Source organism: Marinomonas sp. AWM4_232 (assembly GCF_056158325.1).
Genome location: NZ_JBSWTA010000001.1, coordinates 2,753,405 through 2,774,583 on the forward strand (window position 1 = coordinate 2,753,405; position 21,179 = coordinate 2,774,583).

The 21,179-nt window shown below is 43.6% G+C and carries 18 protein-coding genes; 10 read left to right on the plus strand and 8 right to left on the minus strand.

Annotated elements, in window-relative coordinates:
* Positions 1–41: 41 nt before the first annotated feature.
* The 4 genes from ACXAC1_RS13115 to ACXAC1_RS13130 all read right to left on the minus strand — a co-directional run bounded on the left by ACXAC1_RS13115 (position 42) and on the right by ACXAC1_RS13130 (position 4,040).
* Entirely contained in the window at positions 42–524 is a 483-nt protein-coding gene (locus tag ACXAC1_RS13115) for a MarR family winged helix-turn-helix transcriptional regulator (protein WP_475061953.1), read from the minus strand.
* Positions 525–672: 148 nt separating this feature from the next.
* Positions 673–2,082, minus strand: a complete 1,410-nt coding sequence (locus ACXAC1_RS13120) for a cryptochrome/photolyase family protein (protein WP_475061956.1) — start codon at positions 2,080–2,082, stop codon at positions 673–675.
* A gap of 2 nt (positions 2,083–2,084) precedes the next feature.
* A complete protein-coding gene (locus ACXAC1_RS13125) occupies positions 2,085–3,065 on the minus strand; it encodes a YbgA family protein (RefSeq protein ID WP_475061958.1) in 981 nt (326 codons plus the stop codon).
* Between the two features lie 9 nt (positions 3,066–3,074).
* Complete coding sequence (locus ACXAC1_RS13130) at positions 3,075–4,040, minus strand: NAD(P)/FAD-dependent oxidoreductase (protein WP_475061960.1); 966 nt, start codon at positions 4,038–4,040, stop codon at positions 3,075–3,077.
* A 108-nt stretch (positions 4,041–4,148) separates the two neighbouring features.
* Between ACXAC1_RS13130 and ACXAC1_RS13135 the strand changes: the two genes are divergently transcribed.
* Entirely contained in the window at positions 4,149–5,012 is an 864-nt protein-coding gene (locus tag ACXAC1_RS13135) for a MerR family transcriptional regulator (protein ID WP_475061962.1), read from the plus strand.
* 98 nt (positions 5,013–5,110) lie between these two features.
* On the plus strand, positions 5,111–5,344 hold the full coding sequence (locus tag ACXAC1_RS13140; RefSeq protein ID WP_475061963.1) for a DUF2061 domain-containing protein: 234 nt from the start codon (positions 5,111–5,113) through the stop codon (positions 5,342–5,344).
* Between the two features lie 53 nt (positions 5,345–5,397).
* Here the strand turns inward: ACXAC1_RS13140 and ACXAC1_RS13145 are convergent, their stop codons facing one another.
* Positions 5,398–6,747 (minus strand): sodium-dependent transporter, encoded by a 1,350-nt coding sequence (locus tag ACXAC1_RS13145; RefSeq protein ID WP_475061965.1) that lies wholly within the window; start codon positions 6,745–6,747, stop codon positions 5,398–5,400.
* A 452-nt stretch (positions 6,748–7,199) separates the two neighbouring features.
* Between ACXAC1_RS13145 and ectA the strand changes: the two genes are divergently transcribed.
* The 5 genes from ectA to ACXAC1_RS13170 all read left to right on the plus strand — a co-directional run bounded on the left by ectA (position 7,200) and on the right by ACXAC1_RS13170 (position 12,021).
* Positions 7,200–7,688, plus strand: coding sequence for a diaminobutyrate acetyltransferase (ectA, locus tag ACXAC1_RS13150; RefSeq protein ID WP_228189951.1), 489 nt, complete (start codon positions 7,200–7,202; stop codon positions 7,686–7,688).
* Between the two features lie 58 nt (positions 7,689–7,746).
* Complete coding sequence (gene ectB, locus ACXAC1_RS13155; RefSeq protein WP_475061967.1) at positions 7,747–9,057, plus strand: diaminobutyrate--2-oxoglutarate transaminase; 1,311 nt, start codon at positions 7,747–7,749, stop codon at positions 9,055–9,057.
* A gap of 68 nt (positions 9,058–9,125) precedes the next feature.
* Complete coding sequence (locus tag ACXAC1_RS13160) at positions 9,126–9,515, plus strand: ectoine synthase (protein WP_133563026.1); 390 nt, start codon at positions 9,126–9,128, stop codon at positions 9,513–9,515.
* Positions 9,516–9,540: 25 nt separating this feature from the next.
* On the plus strand, positions 9,541–10,470 hold the full coding sequence (thpD, locus tag ACXAC1_RS13165; protein ID WP_475061969.1) for an ectoine hydroxylase: 930 nt from the start codon (positions 9,541–9,543) through the stop codon (positions 10,468–10,470).
* 108 nt (positions 10,471–10,578) lie between these two features.
* A complete protein-coding gene (locus ACXAC1_RS13170) occupies positions 10,579–12,021 on the plus strand; it encodes an aspartate kinase (protein WP_475061971.1) in 1,443 nt (480 codons plus the stop codon).
* 71 nt (positions 12,022–12,092) lie between these two features.
* Here ACXAC1_RS13170 and ACXAC1_RS13175 read toward each other — a convergent pair whose 3' ends face one another.
* Entirely contained in the window at positions 12,093–14,306 is a 2,214-nt protein-coding gene (locus ACXAC1_RS13175) for a bifunctional diguanylate cyclase/phosphodiesterase (protein ID WP_475061973.1), read from the minus strand.
* 616 nt (positions 14,307–14,922) lie between these two features.
* Here ACXAC1_RS13175 and ACXAC1_RS13180 point away from each other — a divergent pair.
* Together ACXAC1_RS13180 and ACXAC1_RS13185 are read left to right on the plus strand one after the other, a co-directional pair.
* Positions 14,923–17,277 (plus strand): sensor domain-containing protein, encoded by a 2,355-nt coding sequence (locus tag ACXAC1_RS13180; protein WP_475061975.1) that lies wholly within the window; start codon positions 14,923–14,925, stop codon positions 17,275–17,277.
* Positions 17,277–17,915 carry an HD domain-containing protein gene (locus ACXAC1_RS13185; RefSeq protein WP_475061977.1) on the plus strand — a complete coding sequence of 213 codons (639 nt, stop codon included), beginning with the start codon at positions 17,277–17,279 and terminating at the stop codon, positions 17,913–17,915. Before ACXAC1_RS13180 ends, ACXAC1_RS13185 begins: the two co-directional genes overlap by 1 nt.
* On the opposite strand, the gene ACXAC1_RS13190 is transcribed toward ACXAC1_RS13185, so the two are convergent.
* Together ACXAC1_RS13190 and ACXAC1_RS13195 are read right to left on the minus strand one after the other, a co-directional pair.
* Positions 17,905–18,354, minus strand: a complete 450-nt coding sequence (locus tag ACXAC1_RS13190; RefSeq protein WP_475061979.1) for a MarR family winged helix-turn-helix transcriptional regulator — start codon at positions 18,352–18,354, stop codon at positions 17,905–17,907. The two genes, ACXAC1_RS13185 and ACXAC1_RS13190, sit on opposite strands and share 11 nt — an antisense overlap.
* Positions 18,355–18,413: 59 nt before the next feature.
* Complete coding sequence (locus ACXAC1_RS13195; RefSeq protein WP_475061981.1) at positions 18,414–18,755, minus strand: Rieske (2Fe-2S) protein; 342 nt, start codon at positions 18,753–18,755, stop codon at positions 18,414–18,416.
* Between the two features lie 226 nt (positions 18,756–18,981).
* On the opposite strand from ACXAC1_RS13195, the gene ACXAC1_RS13200 reads away from it, so the two are divergent.
* The gene (locus tag ACXAC1_RS13200) at positions 18,982–21,162 is read left to right on the plus strand and encodes a transglycosylase domain-containing protein (protein ID WP_475061983.1); all 2,181 of its coding nucleotides are present in this window, start codon (positions 18,982–18,984) and stop codon (positions 21,160–21,162) included.
* The last annotated feature ends 17 nt before the right edge of the window (positions 21,163–21,179 follow it).

Here is a 21,179-nt window from a genome sequence, read left to right on the forward strand (position 1 = left end):
TTGGGGGGCATGCCCTGAATAAAGTTTGTATTCAAAACGTATTATTGTGCCGCTGGAGAGTTAATATCGAGCAGTGGCGCGGCGTCAATGTTCTCGGCATCCATCATTAGAGCAACACGTTGTAATGAAGATAATATTTGTGTCTGTTCCCAGCTTTCAAGTGAACCGAATTCAGAGATGAACTTTTCATGTAAAAGTGGCGGAGAAGTTAGCAGAACGTTGCTGCCTTCTTCTGTAAGACGTGCATTGACGATGCGTTTATCTTTTTGAGCGCGCACTCGTTCAACCAGCTTACGCTCTTCTAGCCGGTTCAAAATAGTCGTCACAGTGGCCTGGCTTAAAGAAACGTTATCTGAAATTTTGCGTACAGTAACATCCCCTAATTCCTCAATTGCACGCAAAACCATGATTTGCGGAATAGTCAAACCACAGGCTTTAACTATGCGTTTTGATTGGAGGTCGGTCGCTCGTATAATGCGGCGTAAATGAACGAGAACGTCGTGTAAATGTTGTTGGTCTGCCATAGAAATCGCTAAAGTCTAAATGTCATTTTTGAGCGCGCATTATAGGCAGAACTCACATATTGATGAAGCCCCTATTACCTATCTGCACAAAATTTATTATTTAGACTTCAAAATAATGCCATAACTCTAAAATGTCAAACGAGTGCCTTTAAGTGGTTTGTCCTTTTAGATCATCGAACGCAGCGATGGCATACTGACGCGCTTTTTTATAGTCAATAATGGGTTCTGGATAACCACATTGTTTTCGTTGAAACTGATTGGGGTCGTGAATACTTTTCCCTGAGAGTATTTTTAGCTCTGGTACAAATCGTTTGATGAAAACGCCATCTGGGTCAAATCGCTCCGATTGTCTTGTCGGATTGAAGACTCGGAAGTAGGGGGCAGCGTCGCAACCTGTCGAGGCGCTCCATTGCCAACCACCATTGTTGGCGGCAAACTCACCATCAATGAGATGTTCCATGAAGTAGCGCTCACCTTCACGCCAATCAACAAACAGTAATTTGGTCAAAAAGCTTGCGGCAATCATGCGTAAGCGGTTGTGCATCCATCCAGTCTGATTAAGCTGACGCATAGCGGCGTCTACAATAGGAAAACCGGTATTACCTTCACACCAAGCTTTAAAAGCGTTGGTATTGTGGTTCCAGACTAGGTGTTGGGTTTCAGGCTTAAATGGCAGGGACTTTGATAAGTCAGGAAAGTGCCCCAAAAGCTGTTTATAAAAATCTCGCCAGGCAAGTTCTTTTAACCAAACACTCCCATGCCAATCCCGTTCATTGTTTCCTGAGGTGTGGATAATAGCCTCTAAGCATTCTCTTGGACCGATTGCCCCTAATGCTAAATAGGGTGACAGTGTGCTGGTATTTGGTTTTGCAGGAAAGTCTCGTAGTTCATCGTAGTCGGCTTCTTTGTGATGACAGAAATGCCAGAGCTTTTCCTTAATAATCTGATAGTCTGCTGGCCACAAGTCTTGGCGATAAGAGTCATCCATGTCGTAGCACTTGAACTCACTGGGTAATGACGTAGGGGGCTCTTGGTTGTTAGGGTATTCATAAGGTGGCGTAATGTTTGCGCTTAACGTGCTTAACCAGCGTTTATAAAAGGGCGTAAACACTTTAAATGGCTGCCCCTGCTGATTGAGTACAGGCTCTGAGACGATAAGGTCTGGTGCAAATCGTCGTGTTGTAACGCCAATCTTGTCGAGATGTTTTGCAGTACGCTCATCCCGTTGTGCTTCGTGAACAGGTAGCTCATTTTGCCACCAAACAGTTGTATAGTGGTGTTCAAGACACAAGTCAGCAATGGCTTCAGGGCAATCAGAAAAGCGTTTTAGCTCAAGTATATGGCAAGGAATGCCCAACTTATGAGCTTGTTGTTGCAGCTCTGTGATGAGCTCAAAGCGAAGCGCATTTTTCGCAGGAGATTCATTATGCTCTTTCCACTGCTCAGGCGTTAAGCAAACGATCAGAGCAATGTCATCATCCTGCTGCGCAAGGTTGATAGCTGGGTGATCGTTGAGACGAATGTCATTACGTAGCCAAACCAACTGTGAAATAGCCATAATTAAACTGTATTCCTAATACCGAGAGCTTGCGGGTACGGGGCAAAGTAGCGTTGTTCTTTTACATATTCGCTGCCGTACAATTTTAAATAGTGGTAAAGAAGAGTGGTCGGTGTCGTGAGGTTTACTTCACCACGACGATATTGTTCGACTACATCGAGAATATCTTGGCGTACTGATGAATCCACTTCGCGCTTGAGATAGCCCACCAGATGCATCAATACATTACAGTGATTCTTACGTTTTGCTGGTCGAGAAAGGGCTTGCATGAATTGTGTAAAGTATTCTTCGGCAAGTGAGTCTATAGATCTTTTCTCTTGTCCAGATAACAAGCGACCAAGCGACTTATAGAATGGTTGTGAGTGTGCCATAACCACATATTTGTAACGGCTGTGATAGTCGATTAAATTTTTCATGGTGAGATCGTTTAAAACGGTATTTCGGAACTCATGATGAGCAAATACTCTTAATAAGAAGTTCTCACGCAGTAACGGATCGTTCAGGCGACCGTCTTCTTCAATGGGCAATTGAGGAAAGCGATCAATAAGTGATTGGGTGAATAAACCGCGCACTCGCTTCATATGCGGATGCCCATTCTCCTGATAAACCTTGATGCGCTCAAAGCCGCACGATGGAGAGTTTTTCATCACAATGTAGCCGTCTAGCTCAGGTAAGTTATCTAAATAACGCTCATTTGAGTTCACTAATTGATCAGTGATCACGACGTCACGTTTGTTTGAAAAGACTAATCTTGGTTGATCAGGATTACCCTCTAATCGCATGGTCGGCCTTGGTGTACCAAAACCTGCGGCCATTTCAGGGCAAAACTGCTTGTAGTCAAAATACTCTGATAAGGGGCCTAGGCAGTAGGTTGAACGACTGTGCCCACCGTTGAAACGGACGTTTTCTCCAAGTAAACATGAACTGATGCCCACAGGTATTTTGCGAGAAATATGATTTGGGTGGCATTCATTAACGGTCATACTAACCTCCTAAACCTGATCGAATGGGTACGCCTTGCTAATGGTTTCAAAAGCATGTTTCGCACTCAACATTGCTCCTTCAGCATCCCCTTGACACAGCCAATCACCAATAACACCAATTTTAAGTGTGTCATCCCAGAGATACGGTTTTGATGAGAGCGCCATGGCTTGGCGTCCTAGTAGCCAGCGATGGGGCTCCCCTGTGTTTAAAACTTCTATCCCGACTTCTTGTTCAAAAGCCTGAATCAAGTGAGCAAGAACCTCCGCCTTAGGTGTGTCGATGTTGTCTTGACTCCATTGACTCGTAGCTTGAATTACCCAGGTGTCAAATTCATCTGTGTGACGGCCAGGCTTGTCAGAATCCTTGATGATGGTTTCCAGTATAGGATGATTACAGGTCATTAGTGCAGAACTCTGAGTTTTGCTCGTGGTAACCCATAGTGCCCACTGTGGACGTGTTTGGCTGATTGCTTGATTGGCATGTTGTAGCAAGCCATTGGCATTAGGGATCGTCGCTAACAGCATAGCGGCTTGTGTCGCAGGTGCCGCTATGATGAGTGTGTCAGCTAAGCAGACAGCCTGATATCGTTCATCTCGAAGCAACCACTGATCCTGGCGACGCTCTAAATGATGAATTTTGGTGTCAGTGTAAAGTGGAACATCTTGCAATAAGAATCGTGTGATTGCTGACATTCTTGGCACGCCAACGTATGCACTTTGCCAGCGAGCAATAATATTTTCCTGTAGCAAATGCTCACGCAAATCACTGATAGACTCATCGCTGAAGCTAATTAAGCTTGCCCCGAGATCTGCGCTGCCATGTGGAAGGCGCTTGCTGCCTGCACGTCCACCCGTGCCTCGGGATTTGTCCAGCACAATACATGGATGGGTTTCTAGTTGTGCATAATAGGCGAAAGTCGATCCAGCTACACCTGCGCCAATCACGGCAAACCGTGCTTGTGGGATATCACTCATTGTTCATGTCCGTCGCTGATTGATCTTTTATAATCTTATACACAAAATAGCTTTGTATAAGATTATTTTTGTACATAAACTGTAATTGTACAAGTTTGAGTATTTTGAATGAGCCTTACGAACGATTTAGATCAAGTGGATTACTTCCCAATTAGAATTCTTTCAGAGCAAACTGGCGTCAACTCCGTCACGCTTAGGGCATGGGAGCGGCGCTATGGTTTGCTTAAGCCTTATAGAACTGAAAAAGGGCATCGTTTGTACCAGCCTCAGGATGTTGACCGTGTTAAAAAGATACTTTATTGGGTACATCTTGGTGTACCTGTTGGAAAGGTCAAATCACTGCTTGAATCCAGTCAGGATGCCGAGCTGGAAGTGCAACACGAAGATGCTTGGCAAGCTTGGCAGCAGCAATTTATGGATGCTGTTATCGATCTGCGTCAGAGCAAATGGGAGCCGATGTTTCGTGAGGCTAGTAAACAGTATCCCGCAAGTGTGCTTTTAATGAGAGGCGTTCTGCCTGTCTTAGAGCAGTTGAGAAACCAATCCTCTCGTTTAGTTTCCCGTTTAGCATTGCAAAGCGCGCTGTCAGATGTGGTGATTTCAATGACGGATTTGTCCGGCGGCAATTTGCTTCAGAGCGATGCTCTGGTGATTAATCTCGATAATTGCGCACTGATGTCTAGGTTGTTGTGTTGGCTAAAAGCGAACAGTTCAGAACAGTTCTTTTGTATGGATGGTGTTAGAAGCTTTGTAGATATTGTGACTCTTTATGATGCGCTTGCTCCTAAACGTATTGTTTTCGTTGCCGAGGATATGTCACAAGTTGAGGCTGAGAAGTGGTTGCAGCAGTGGTCAAGTGTTCCTTGCGATGTTTGTTTTATCGGCACAGGGTTATGGCTTGCGAGTCAGGCTTCGAATGATCTAGATAAGACCTGGCGGTTCTTTTCAGATTTGGCGGCTTATTTGAATTAGGTTTAGTCTATTAAAGTTATTGTGTTTATTGATTTTTTATAATCAATAGATTGTTTTAATCTAAATGCATCCACAGAACGAAACGAGAGGTGCTTTACATGGTTAAGACAATAACATTTGCGGTGATGCACTTTAGCGTTGCATTTACAGTAGCTTATCTGATTTCAGGTAGTTTTTTAGTGGGTGGCTTGGTGGCGACAATAGAGCCTGCGATTAATACTGTTGCTTACTACTTCCATGAAAAACTTTGGCAAAAAGCCAGTTCAGATCGATTTTCAGCACTATTAGAAGTTTTGAAAAGCCCCATAGAGAATTATGCAATGAAGTCATAAACGAAAAAGCCCTGCAATAAGCAGGGCTTTAAACATAGTAATTTATCTAAGAATTAAAGATTCAAGATAAATACTACGCCAACAGCAACTGGAGCAATAAACTTCACGACAAACAACCACAGGTTGAATAACCCTTCAGATTTAAGGTTGATTTCATCAGAAGCGTGTTTTTTCTTAACCACCCAGCCAGCGAACAGAGCGATAAAGATACCTCCAATTGGCAACATGATGTTAGCGGTAATGTAATCAAGGAAGTCGAATACGTTTTTACCGAACAGTGTCACATCGGACATGAAGTTGAACGAGCCAAGACACAAAATACCTACAGCCCAAACAATCACGCCTAGAGCAATGGTGGCAGTTGAACGTTTTAGATCAAATCGCTCAACAAGGTAAGCAACGGTCGGTTCTAGTAAAGAAATAGCAGAAGTCCAAGCCGCTAGGCCTATCAATACAAAGAATAGGGTGCCGAAGAATTGACCACCAGCCATTTGGCCAAATGCAACAGGTAATGAAATAAACATTAGTCCTGGGCCTGCCGCTGGATCCATGCCGTTCGCAAAGATAATTGGGAAAATAACGAGACCTGCAACCAAAGCAACAAGAGTGTCTAGGAAGCCGATGGCAAGGACAGTCGAACCAATTGAAGCACGCTTTGGCATGTAGGAACCGTATGCCATGATCGTTCCCATACCCAATGATAGGGTGAAGAATGAGTGACCCACAGCAACAAGAACAGCATCCCACGAAAGCTTGCTGAAGTCGAAGTCAAACATGAAGCTCCAACCCGCACCAAAGCTATCAGTGCTCATACCGTAACCTAGCATCACAAATAACAGTACAAATAAAGCTGGCATCATGATGCGGGTTGCACGTTCCAATCCAGCGTTAACACCGCCGATTACAACGCCAACAACCATAATAGTGAATATAGTGTGCCACAGAAGAAGTGTGCCAGGGTCAGCCAAAAGGCCACTAAAAATCTCACCAGCTTGTTCTGATGTCACGCCGTTTAGTGAACCATTAGCGGTAGAAACAATGTATTGAAGTACCCAGCCAGCTACAACTGAGTAGAAGGAAAAGATTAGCACACCTGCTAATAATCCCATTACACCGATTAGGCTCCACTTTGTGCTTTTGCCAGACTCTTCTGCTAAGTCAGCTAAAGCGTTGATTGGGCTTTGTCGAGCACGGCGACCAACAAATACTTCAGCAACCATGATTGGAATACCCACTAGTGCGATACATAGAAGATACACAAGCACGAATGCGCCACCGCCATTTTCACCCGTAATGTAGGGGAATTTCCAGATGTTACCAAGACCTACAGCAGATCCTGTCGCTGCTAAGATGAATACCCAGCGGCTCGCCCAAGAGCCGTGGATGGACTTTTTCTCTTGCATAAGATTCTCTTTTTTCTAAGCAAACAACACGAACCTTTTGGGAGCGTGTTTGAGAGGTCACTGATGGGTGACGGTCCGTACTGCTATATCGGCTCTCTTGCTTCTTGTTAATGGAAGAACTGCTTTCAGAAACTAAACAGGTCGACCTTCCCACAGAGGGCCGCTGTCTGTGAATGTTCAAAAACATCACAAAGTTCTCTGATTTGGCGGGCGATTCTGCAAATTTTGTTCATCTTTTTCAAGTTAATTCTGCCAATTTGGTCAAAAACAGACCATAAAACATAGGTTTAGAGGTGAGTATAAATCTTGTGAATGATTATTAAATGAGAAAGAGCTAAATGATTTGGTTGATATAAATATTTAGACATGTAATTATTTTTATGGTGAATTTGAGCATTGCAACGGATTTTATTGCTTTTTTTTAATTTTTAGTTATTAGAGATGTAAAATTTATGGTTGAAAGTAACATCAAACTTCGTAAGCCTGTGACAGAGGATGGCGTGGCCCTGTTTGATTTGGTGAAACGCTGTTCACCTTTAGACCAAAACTCTGCTTACTGCAATTTGCTGCAGTGTAGTCACTTTGCTGAGACAGGTATTGCAGCTGAGTTGGATGGAGAGCTGGTTGGTTTTGTTTCCGGCTATCGTGTTCCCGCTCAACCTGATGTGCTGTTTGTTTGGCAGGTGGCTGTTGATGCAAAAGCAAGAGGGCGTGGTCTGTCCAAAAATATGGTGTTGGAGCTGTTAAAACGTTCATCGTTGAGCGGTATTCAATACATTGAAACAACAATAACCCCAGATAATGAAGCTTCTTGGGGGCTGTTTCGCAGCCTTGCAAAAGCATTGAACGCTCCATTTGAATCATCGATTCATTTTGATGAAGCAGAACATTTCCATGGCCGACATAAGACCGAGCACCTAGTCAAAATAGGTCCGTTCTAGCCACTGACGTTGTCTGCGATCCACACAGAATTATTTATAAAGATAAGAGGAATTATTTATGAAAATTTTTGAAGAAATTGAATCTGAAGTTCAGTCCTATGCCCGCTCATTTCCGCGTATTTTTAACAAAGCTCAAGGTTGCTATCTGTTCGATGAGGAGGGCAATAAGTACCTAGATTTTTTAGCCGGTGCAGGCACACTTAATTACGGTCATAACCATCCAATCCTCAAAAAGAAACTCGTCGAATACATTATGGAAGATGGTATTACCCATGGACTTGACCTTCACACTAAAGCGAAGGGGGAATTCATGGAGACGTTCAAAGAGCACATCCTTGAGCCTCGCGATCTTGAATATGTGATGCAGTTTACAGGGCCTACAGGAACCAACGCCATTGAAGCGGCTATGAAACTTGCGCGTAACGTCACTGGTCGCGAGAACATTATTACATTCACCAATGGCTTTCATGGCTGTAGTTTAGGTGCATTGTCTGCAACAGGTAACTCGCATCATCGCGGAGTAGCGGGCACGTCATTAGGTGGTGTAAGTCGAGTGCCATACGATGGCTACCTTGGTGATGGTATTGAAACCACGGAATACCTAGACAAAGTTCTGGCTGATTCATCAAGTGGTATTGATCATCCGGCAGCGGTACTGGTTGAGACAGTACAAGGTGAGGGCGGTATTAATGCTGCAAGCCTAGATTGGCTCAAGAATTTAGATACTGTTTGTAAGAAGCACGATGTATTGCTGATCGTGGATGATATCCAGGCTGGTTGTGGTCGAACCGGGACTTTCTTTAGCTTTGAGCCTGCGGGTATTAAACCAGATATTGTGACACTTTCTAAATCCATCTCAGGCTATGGTTTGCCATTTGCGATCGTACTATTTAAACCTGAACTGGATCAATGGAAGCCAGGTGAGCATAACGGTACTTTCCGAGGTAATAACTTAGCTTTTGTTACTGCGAAAGCAGCCATTGAAACCTTCTGGAAAGACGATGCCTTTGCTAAAGAGGTGCGACGTAAAGGGCAATATATTGAGGACCGCTTGCAAGCGATCGTTGATGAACTAGGTGAAGGTAATTTCACTGTGCGTGGACGTGGCATGATGCGCGGCATTAACTGTGTGAGCGGCGAGCTGGCAAGCAAAATTACTAAGGCGTGTTTTAAGCAAAATCTAATGATTGAAACATCCGGCGCTGACGATCAAGTGGTCAAGTTCCTATGTCCATTGATTATCACAGACGAACAACTTAAGCATGGCTTGGATATTGTTGAGCAATCCATCCGAGAAGTTTGCGCGAAGACTGATGAAATGCCTGAAGAGAAAAGCTACTTCGACGAAAACTACGACATCGCTGTATAAGTTATCTGACTACTCGTTGGGCGCTCGTGCGCCCTTTTTTAACACGTTTTACTGAATAGGATTTCCAAATGATTGTTAGAGATTTACACGAATGCGAACAAACGGAACGTAAAGTTGTATCACCTGATGGTAAATGGCAAAGCGTTCGTATGCTTTTAAAAGGCGATAATATGGGGTACTCGTTCCATATTACGACTATCTTTGCTGGTGAAGAGTGTCAATTTCATTATCAGAACCACTTTGAGTCCGTGTTCTGTATAGAAGGTGAAGGGGAGATTGAAAGCCGAGAAGACGGCAAAGTGTACCCAATTAAACCTGGCACCTTGTACAACCTAAATGAGCATGACCGACACACGTTGCGAGCCTTTAAAGAATTGAAGCTGGCATGTGTCTTTAATCCGCCAGTAACAGGTCAAGAAGTTCACAATAAAGAAGGTGCTTACGAACTAGTTGATTAATTCAAAAAGAGGGAGATAAAAGGTTATGGCAGAGTTACAGACTTTACAATATGACACTGAAGATATATATCCTTCACGCTTATATGCAAAGCCTGTCAGTATTCCTCGCCAGGATCCTGTTGTTTACTCTAAGGCAACTGATGATGCGCCGCTGACTGCGGCGCAAATTGCAGAGTATGAAAAAAAAGGCTTCTTGTTTCTTGATGATATTTTTACTCAGTATGAATTAGATGAAATGATCTCCGAGATGCATCGAATGCGCGAAGATTCGTCTATCAAGCAAAGAGAGGAAAGTATCACAGAGCAAGAGAGCGGCGCAGTTCGTTCAATTTTTTCATTGCATACACTAAGTGATGTGTTTGCAAAATTGGCTCAAGACCCTCGTCTTGTTGCTATTGCAGAATACCTTTTAGGTGAGCGTGTCTACATACACCAAAGTCGGCTTAATTATAAACCAGGATTCAGTGGTAAAGAATTCTATTGGCACTCCGACTTTGAGACATGGCATACGGAAGATGGGATGCCACGGATGAGGGCACTCAGTATGTCGATTGCATTGACTAAGAATGAATCTCAAAATGGCCCGCTCATGTTAATTCCAGGGTCTCATAAGCGATATGTTTCATGTGTCGGCGCAACACCTAAAAATCACTATCTCTCTTCCCTGAAAAAACAAGAGTTCGGAGTACCTGATGAACAGTCATTAACTCAATTGGTAAGGGAAGGTGGTATTGAAACTGCGACTGGGCCATTAGGCCGAATTACCCTATTCGATTGCAATACAATGCATGGCTCTAATGGCAATATTACGCCTTATCCAAGATCCAACCTATTTTTTGTATTTAACGGTCTTAGCAATCGTGTTGTTGAGCCCTTTGCGAGTTCAGAAACTCGACCAGAATACATTTCCGCTAGGGACAAAATAAAGCCCCTTGAAACGGTCATATTTAATTAAGAATTCTGTAATTCATGCTTAATATTTGAGCTTCCTTATGACAAACTACACGCGGCGCTCACAAATAGGTTGAGGTTCCCTTACCCCTACAAGAAATTCGGAAAGAAAATGGGACTACATACAGTTGATAAAATCGGCGGAACGTCCATGAGTGACTACCGTTCGGTAAGAGATAATATAATTTTTAAACCAGCAGGCACAGAAGACCTGTATCAGCGAATCTTCGTGGTATCAGCTTACGGTGGTATTACCGATAAGCTGCTGGAACATAAGAAAACCGGTGATGCGGGTATTTATGCTCATTTCGCCAAAGACCGCAATCAAAGTGGCTGGCGTGAAGCGTTTGATGAAGTTCGCAAAACCATGTTGGGAATCAACCGTGATCTATTTGGTGAGAGCGAGTTGCTGGATGAAGCGAATACATTTTTAATTGCTCGTCTTGACCAGGCTCAAGAAGCCCTTGAAGACCTCAGTCGTCTCTGTTCTCACGGCCATTTTGCGATCGGCGAACACCTTGCAACCGTTCGTGAAATGTTGGCTAGCTTAGGTGAGGCACACAGTGCGTGGAACATGGCGAGCTTGCTACGACGTGATGGCGTAAATGCTGTTTTTGTGGACCTAACAGGCTGGAACGCAAGCACTCATATGTCTTTAGATGAACGTATTGTGGAATCGTTCAAAGACATTGATTTAGCAACGCAGCTGCCAATCGCAACTGGCTATGCTCACAGTGAAACAGGTCTAATGACAACGTTTGATCGCGGCTATTCTGAGATGACATTTAGCCGTATTGCAGTGTTAACTCAGTCTCGTGAAGCCATCATCCATAAAGAGTTCCATTTAAGCAGTGCGGATCCTCGTTTGGTTGGTGAAGACAAAGCGGTACCAATTGGTCGAACTAATTATGATGTTGCCGATCAGCTTGCTAATTTGGGTATGGAAGCGATTCACCCGAAAGCGGCTAAAGGCCTTCGCCAAAGTCGAATTGCGTTGCGCGTGAAGAATACTTTTGAACCCGAGCACAGCGGCACGCTCATCACCGGTGACTATGTATCAGATGCACCATGTGTTGAAATCATTGCCGGCAGCCGTGGTGTATACGCTGTTGAGCTATTCGACCAAGAGATGGCGGGCGAAATCGACTCCTTTGATATGGGCGTATTAAAGATTTTGAAAAAATTGGGTGCGCATATCATTGCCAAAGATATTAATGCGAACAGCATTACACATTATCTTGCGGCGAACTTAAAAACCCTAAAACGTGTGATTCGTGTGTTAGGTGAAGAGTTCCCAGAAGCCGAGATTACACAGCGCAAAGTTGCTATCGTCTCTGCAATTGGCTCTGATATGAAGACAACAGGTATGCTGGCGAGTGCGGTAAAAGCAATTTCAGAGCAAAATATCAACGTCATTGCTATGCACCAGTCAATGCGTCAGGTAGATATGCAGTTTGTTGTTGATGAAGAAGACTACGAAGTGGCGATTCGAAGCTTGCACAAAGAGCTTGTAGAGTCTCACAACCACGGTCGAGCTATTTGCTTAGCATCTTAAAAACTGTCGGTTGCTCTTTAAAAAAGCCAGCTTCATGAGGCTGGCTTTTTTGTCTGCCGAAAAAGGTATTGTTAGGCGTCCAATAAGTCATTGAGAGTGATGGATTCTGGGAAGTCATTAAATTGCTCTTGAGGAATCGGGCGGCTGATAAAATAGCCTTGGCCCAAATCACAATGAAACTCTCTTAACATGTTCAGTTGAGCATTGCTTTCCACACCTTCCGCAATCACCATGATGTCTAGCTTATGAGCCATTGCAATGATAGCTTCAACAATCATACGATCATCTTTATCACGTTCTAAATCCCACACAAAACTACGATCAATTTTTAGCAAATTAACGGGAAGGTTCTTCAGTTGCCCCAATGAAGAGAAGCCTGTTCCAAAATCATCAATAGCAATACAGATGCCCAGGGACTTTAACTCCTCTAGAGTCTCTTTGGCGTGATTAATATCTGTAAGTAATGTTGTCTCAGTGATTTCAAAACCAATGTAGTGACCAGGTATGTTGTACTTTTGTACCATACTTTTAACAAAGGGCACTAAATTGGGGTCGTTTAGTTGTAGAGAGGACAGGTTAATATGAAGTAGGATTGGATAAAGTCCAAGCGCTTCCCGATACGCTAAATATTCGAAACTCTTTTCAATGACTCGATTGCCGAGTGCCAAAATCTGTCCAGATTGTTCCGCTAATGGGATAAAACTATCTGGGTATACGAGGCCTTTCTCTGGGTGCTGCCAGCGGACGAGTGCCTCTGCGCCCAGTACCTTATTTAGGCTTAGGTCAAACTGTGGTTGAAAGTGGAGAACCAGCTCATCTCGCTCTAATGCTCTGGCTAAAGCCATTTCTTCATTGTGAGTGTCAACCGACTGTTTGTGCATGGAGTCATCGAAAATCACATACTGATTCTTTCCTCGACGTTTGGCTTCATATAACGCCACATCCGCGTATTGCATTAATTCAAGTACTTGGGTGCCGTGATCAGGAATAAGGGTAATACCCAGTGAAGTGCTTTGTTTAAAATCCCGATGACGAATGCTAAGGCTCTGTTGCGTGTTATGCAAAATGGCCTCGGCTTTTCTTTTCAGCTCTTCATGAGAGACAAGACTTGGAACGATGATGGCGAACTCGTCGCCACCAAGACGTAGAACGATATCATCACGATCTTTATTGCGCTCTAGACGATCGGCTATGGAGGTTAGCATTTGATCTCCGACATCGTGCCCTATGGTGTCATTGATGGATTTAAAGTTGTCTAGGTCAAAATAGATAAATGCCCCTAAGGATTTATTGGCCACAATTTCTTTGATGATGTTCGGAAAATGATCGTTTAGGAAACGTCGATTCGGGAGGCCTGTTAGTGGGTCTTTGAAAGCTAGCTCTTTTAGTTCAAGCGTTTTTGCATTGACCTCTTTCTGGAGTCGAATTGGGCGAATTAAGATGTTGTATAGGCTTAATGAGCATATGCTGCTAAGCAATAAGGCTACGAATAACATATTCAGAGTTCTTGTATGAAGAACGCTAGTGATGTTGCGAGAGAGAGTGAGAGTCCAAGCACCTGTAGGCAAAGTTATATCTGCTTCGACTGCAGCATTTTTGTCCAGTTCAGTGGGAGATTGATAAAAGTCGAAAGTTTGTTTTGAGTCCGTATGACGGCGCTGAATGTGGATTGTATAGCCTTCTTCTTCCAGCTGATGAATGCCAGTCTTCTCGAGTAGAGGGGTTAGCATGATTAATGCGGATGCAAATCCCCAGAATTGCTCATTGCCATTTGATGTCTTGGTAAAAATGGGGGTTCTACTGATCACAGCGATATCGCCTTGAACTAGCTTCACGGGACCAATGACGATCATTCTTCTTTCTGCGATAGCGAGTTGCGCCGCTTCGCCATATTTAGGATGATTTAGAATATCTAGCCCAAGAGCAGATTCATTGCCTTGAAGAGGGTAGATGTAACGAATAATGCCTTCTGGTGCCAGTTGAATGCTGCTAATACCTTCAAAGGATTGCATGATGGTCTGTGCATAGCTTTCAAAATGATTGACTTTCTCATAATCAATACTTATTTGATGCGCTAATATCTGCGTAGACGTTAATGATAAGCTTAAATTTCGTTCTATTTCAGCGGCTTGAGAGCGTGCCATGCCACTTAACAGTAAGCGCTGGTTTTGCTTAAAGTTTGTGTTGGAAAGGCTAATGAAATAGAGGCAGGCACAAAATATCGTGATAAAAATGCCAACGGAAACCAGCAAAGGACGATTTTTTTTAATCCGCAGATCCAGCATTTAAAGAGACTCCATACATCACTAAAGACAAATGTGCTCGTTGTCAGAACGGGTTTAACATAAATGTATCAAGTTAAAATGGTTTAGATAGCTGTATATTTAAGGACAAATAAAAGTCTAAGTAGATATTTGATTTAAGTCTCTATACCTTAAAATAATCTTTAAGGTCTTACTCAAAGTAACTTACGATTGCGATCCATCTCTATAAAGCCAAAGTGAAATATAGCATATTTGGCAGCTATGCTGTTGAAAAAAGAATGATTTCTTACTTCAGTGTTTTATCAATAATGAGCAGCTACACTGCAACAAGAAACTGATTTTATTGTGAAGCTGTTTGATGTTCATTACATGACATGAGGCCTATATTCCCGTTGTGATAAGCTTGCTAGCCTTTGGTATCGCTGGAGAGAACACTGACTATTTCTTCGAATGTGAATGATAAGATTGTTTGTGATGTACATTTAAGTCAGAGCAAAAATAAAAGTGCAAAACCTAATGATAGGGTGACCAAGGAATGTTCGTTAGATTCGTATGTGCAATTTGTATTTGTTTTTCATCCTATTCTTTTGCGGATAAAACTAGCCTTTCTCTTGCAATACTTTCGTACAATCCTGATATGAATACAGTTGTATTGTACCAATCCATCTTATATGGCGTTTATGGATTTGCTCCTCCATTGAGCTACATGCCCGGCGAAGGCGCTTTAAAAGCACTTGATGTCCCACCCTATGACGAAGCACCACTAAGTCGTTGGCGAGTATTTTCCCAATATATTTGGTATTTCGGTTTAGTAATCGCTGCCGCATGTGCATTAGTCTATTTGTCGTTAAACACATATCGTAAAAATCGGCAATTAACCGTCTTAGTAAACCAAGAGAAAGAAGCACAAGCGTTGCTCAGTAAAAGTCACCAACAGCTGGACGAGTTGCTGGGAAGTAGTCCTGCTGTAATTTATTCTCTTGATCCAGAGCACTATCGACCTACATTTGTCAGCAGCAATTGTTTTCAGCTCTATCATAAAAGTGCTGAAGAGGTAAAAAACACTCCGAACTGGTGGAAGTCATCGGTTCACCCAGATGACTTGGAGGAAACTCTTAAGTTGTTTCAACAATGGCGCCATGGTCATAACCGTGACACCTTGGTCCTTACCTATCGACTTGCTTGTGGTGACCACTGGGTTTGGGTTGAAGATCGTCTTCAAGCAATACGTAATGAAGACGATGAGGTAACCCTGCTGGTGGGCGCGCATTCTGATATAACAGATCGACACTTGAGTGAGGAGCAGCTAGAGCTTTGGGCAAGTGTATTCGCTAACGCACGAGAGGGGATTGCGATTACCAATCCTTATGGGAGCATTTTAGACGTTAATGCAGCTTTTTCTCGTATTACGGGGTATTCGCGAGCGGAAATATTGGGCCAAAATCCTCGCATTCTGAACTCTGGTCGACAGAGTAAAGAGTTTTACCAACAGATGTGGGAGCAAATCCTGACCGCTGGTTTTTGGGAAGGGGAGATATGGAATAGAAGAAAAGACGGTAACATTTACGCTCAGAATTTGACGGTTGTTGCTGTAAATGATTCAGAGGGGGAGGTTAGTCATTACATTTCTTTATTTTCAGACATTACCCGCCAAAAGCGCAATGAAGAGCAGTTAGAACATATTGCTTATTTTGATGCATTAACTGGGTTGCCTAATCGAACTAACTTAACCAATACATTGGATATTAAAATCCAAAATGCGTCAGTTTATGGAACGCACTTTGCGCTTTCTTTCTTGGACTTAGATGGCTTTAAGGAAGTGAACGATACGTTTGGTCATGAGACGGGAGACCTGCTACTAGTCAGTGTTGCTCAACGCATGAAGGCAACCTTAAGTGAGGATTCTGTTGTAGCAAGATTTGGAGGAGATGAGTTTGTCCTAATTCTCCCCATTTCAGGTGAGCGAACAGAAGTCGACTCTCGACTGCAGGCTCTCTTGGTCGCTTTAGCAGAACCTTTTAAAGTATCTGGTGTAACGCTTCATATAAGTGCCAGTATTGGTGTGACGTATTATCCGCAAAAGCGCGTAGTAGAAGCTGATCAACTGATTCGACAGGCAGATCAGGCTATGTACCAGGCGAAAATAAGCGGTCGAAATCGACTAAAAGCCTTCGACCTAAGCCAAGAAGATATTTTAGTTGAGCAGCACCGTTTTTATGATGAATTACAAAGCGCTTTTGATCAGGGGCAGTTACGTTTGTACTATCAGCCGAAAGTGAATATGCGTACCCAAGAAGTAATCGGTTATGAAGCATTAATACGTTGGCTACATCCTGATCAAGGGGTGTTGCCTCCCACTGCGTTTCTTCCTGCCATGACAAATCAGGCGCTTGAATTAAAAGTGGGTTTTTGGGTTATCCAAACGGCATTAGAACAAATGCAGGCTTGGGGCTCATTAGAAATTTGCCCATGTGTTAGTGTAAATATTGCGGGTTATCAGCTACAGCAGACTTCTTTTATTCCTGAGTTGCGCGAGCTACTAGGACAATTCCCGAAAGAAATCGTGATGCGGCTAGAGCTGGAAATATTAGAAACCAGTGCCATTGAAGATCTAGCTAAAGTATCTGCTGTGATTGAGGCTTGTAAAGTGTTGGGTATTCGTGTGTCGCTGGATGATTTTGGTACGGGGTACTCAACTTTGAGTCATTTAAAAGAGTTGCCGGTTGATGTACTTAAGATTGATCATGGTTTTGTCAGGGATATGCTAGAAGATAAGAGCGATTTAGCCATCATTAAAGGGGTAATAGGCTTCGCAGAGGCTTTCTCCTTAGATGTGATTGCAGAAGGGGTAGAGACATATGAGCACATGGAACGACTGATTCATTTAGGCTGTGAGCTTGGCCAAGGGTATTATATTTCTCGACCGATGCCAGCAGAGCAAGTGCCGCAATGGTATGATCAATGGATCGAAGCCAACACTGAGACCATATAATGTTAACCTTAGATACGTTAGAGCAAGCGTGCAAAGTTTATTTAGTTGATGAGATGGAGCAGGATAGCGCTCATGATCTGGCGCATCTGGGGCGAGTGGTGCATCAGAGCAAAAAACTTGCACTACAAGAAGGGGCGGATGTTCTCATTGTTGTGGCGGCTGCATGGCTACACGACCTAGTAAATTATCCAAAGGATGACCCTAAAAGAGCGCAAGCATCGTTTGACTCAGCGACAAAAGCAGAGCCGTTTCTAAAACAGCTGGGGGTTGATAGCGCTAATATTTGTGCCATTCAACATGCCATTGTTACCCACAGCTACAGCGCACAAGTGACCCCTCGAACGCTTGAAGCAAAGGTGGTTCAAGATGCTGATCGCTTGGATGCTCTTGGTGCGATCGGTATCGCTAGATGTATGATGGTGGGTGGACGCCTTGACCGTAGTCTCTACGAGGCATTGGACCCTTTTTGCGTAGAGCGTGAGCCTAATGACCTTCTTTATACAATCGATCACTTTTACAAAAAGCTTTTGAATTTAGAGAGTACATTTCAAACTTCGAGCGGCCGTCAAGAGGCGCAGCGCCGCACCCAATTTATGCGAACTTTCCTCGATCAATTGGCCTCAGAGATCAGTGAGTAGATTTTTGGTACAAGCTTAAGTTCTCACTCATAATGTTAGCAATGTCTAAGAAGTGCTGAAGTTGCTCGTCAGTTAAGCCATGAGTCATGGCTTCTAATGCATCGATATCATAACGTTCTAACGTTCCAAAGCAGGTTTTGCCTTGTTCTGTTAAACGAAGGAAAAAGCTGCGTTTGTCTTCGGGGTTTGGGAATCGTTCTACCATGGACTGCGACTCTAGCTCTTTGACCAAACGAGTGACTTGCCCTTTATCTCGTCCACAGCGATGAGCAATGAGCATCGGTGTACAGTTAGGGTGATCATGAATCATCTTAAGAATAATAAAATACAAAGGCGACAGGGGAATGTCGCTGTCGTTCATGGCATATCTCATTGCATGCTTTAAGCCGGAAATGATACCAATTAATGCTGTTTGTATATCGCGTTCAAATTTTGCCATGGTTTTATTTATTGTTTTGTCTAGTATAAATGGATTGAATCGGAGCCTTTAAGGAGTTCTCAATGCTCTGGCCTTGATAAAAAGAGCTCACCATCCTGCTTAATGAATTGGTATCGTTCGAGTTTGTCGCCCAGGCATGGTCCTGAAACACAGGTACCAGATGAAGGTAAAAACTGTGCGCCATGTAATGGACATTCAATGAGTGAAAAGGTTTCATCAAAACAGTGTGACTGATCAGTGAGCAGTTTTTTGTTTTGATGCGGGCAGCGGTTTCGAAAAGCAAACCGTTGACCATGAAGGTTAAATATAACCAGCTTCAGACAGGCGACCTCAATAGCAATGCATTGGCGATCTTTAAGCGCATTGATGGTATCTGACTGTAACTGACTTAATTTCCACAAAGTGCTCGTCCTTTTTTATATTTTATAACGTTAAAGTGTATCGATTTTGAAAATAAAGTCATAGGTTAGTCTTCTTGAATTGCTGATAGCGTTGATGCTCTTTATACTCCGCCCTATGACTAAAAAAGCCTCCTCAAAAACTTCCAAAAGCGTCTCTACTCAACGTAAAAACAAAGGGAAAAAGCCCTCGTTCCTAAAGCGCTTGAGTAAATGGCTGTTACTACTAGTGATACTATTCAGTATCCCTTTCGCCGTTTGGATATGGTGGCTAGATAAACAAGTTGTGGCGCGCTTTGAAGGGCAGAAATGGCAAGTGCCTTCCGAAGTGTACAGTGCGCCACTGGTTTTGTTAGACGGAGCCCCATGGCGTAAGCAAGACCTTGAACAAGTATTGATGGATTATGGTTATCGCTTCGGAAAAAATAGCCAGAAAATAGGTTGGGCAGCTAGAAGTCAAACCAAGGTCAGTGCTCATCTTCGAGATTATATGGACCATACGGGGTATCACCCAGCCTCAAGGCGTATATTCTCCTTTACCAATGGCACACTACAGATTCAAGATGTTTCGGGGAAACGCTATCGTACCGCCACACTTGAACCTCAAAAGATCGGTTACTTGTATGGTGGTAACACTGAAAACCGAGACATACTGGTCTTTGAAGAAATCCCGAAAAGTCTGATTGATATTTTGACCATTACTGAAGACCGAGAGTTTTTTTCCCACTTTGGCATTTCTTTTACTGGCATTGCGCGAGCAGCCTGGGTCAACTTGAGCTCAGGAAGTCGACGTCAAGGTGGTTCAACGCTGACGCAACAATTGATCAAAAATATGTTTCTGACGTCAGATAGAACCTATTCCAGAAAAATTACAGAAGTGTTCATGGCGTTGCTACTTGAGTACCGCTACAGCAAAGAAGACATTATTACTGCCTACATCAATGAAGTGTATTTGGCTCAAGAGGGTAGCAGTGCATTGCACGGCTTTGCCGCAGCCAGTGAGTATTTTTATGGTCGCCCACTAGGAGAGCTAAACCTTGCTGAGCAAGCATTGCTAGTGGGAATGGTGAAAGGCCCTTCGATTTACAATCCGCGTCGACACCCTGAAAGAGCTAAGCAACGACGAAATGTGGTGCTTGACTTGTTGTATGAGCAAGGACGATTGACGCAAGGCAATGCAAACGCACTAAAACAGCTGCCATTACGAGTGACCAAAGAAGGCAAACGCCGTTCGGTGTTTGGTGACTACTTGGATTTGGTGTCCATGCAGTTAGAGCGAGATTTCGACGCTTCAGCGTTGGCGACTGAGAATTTAAAAATTTATACCGGTCTTGATATTCGAGCACAAAAAAATGCGCTGGCCGCAATGCAAGGACGCGTGAGTACTTTAGAACAGCAGAAGACTGTGTTACGCGGTCTGCAAGGGGCAATGGTGGTGACGGATCGCTTGTCAGGACAGGTTCGTGCTGTAGTCGGGTCTTCCGATAAACTTTATAGCGGCTTTAATCGAGCTTTGGGAGCTGTTCGACCCATTGGCTCATTGGTGAAACCTTCAATATATTTAACGGCGATTGCAACAGGTCGCTTCACATGGTGGGATCGATTAGAGGATGTACCGCAACAGTTCAAGGTGGGTAACACTTTATGGCAGCCGCAAAACTATAGCCGCACAAGTCATGGTGAGGTGCCTATGTACGAAGCGTTGGCTAAATCCTACAACTTGGCAACGATTGATCTAGCGAGTCAGCTTGGCTTTGACCGAGTGGCGCAAACACTTAAAGATTTAGGTGTGAAAAGACCATTTACCATGTATCCGTCCGTTGCGTTAGGTTCATTAGAGCTATCCCCGTTTGAGGTGGCAAGACTGTATCAACCGTTAGCTTCAACAGGCCAAAGCGCGGAGTTAGGGGTGGTTTTATCTGTGATGGACCAAAGTGGTAAGGTGTTGAAGCGTTTTGATCAGTCCAGTTCTGTTCCGTTTACCAAAGAAGCTTTGGCGGTCACTTTGGCTGGTATGACTAAGTCCCCTGAGATTGGCACAGCGAGGGCCGCTCAAGCTCAGCTTCCTGGGCTTCGATTCGCTGCCAAAACGGGAACGACGAATGACCAGAGGGATAGTTGGTTTGTCGCTATTACGGGAGATTATTTGAGTACCGTGTGGCTTGGGCAAGACGATAATGCTCCTATGAATATTACTGGTAGCTCTGGGGCGCAATGGGTTTGGATAGATTTCGCTAAAGCCCTACCGCAGCAGTCATTACCTAAAGCATTGCCTTCTGGTGCGGCTTACTACCAAGTAACAAAAGGTGAGTTTGAAATCGCAGCAGACCGATGTGATGAAAAAGTCGAGCTGGCATTTATAGAGGGGACCCAGCCTAGATCGAGCACTTCTTGTATTTGGCCATTTTAAGCTGAGTAATTCTTTTA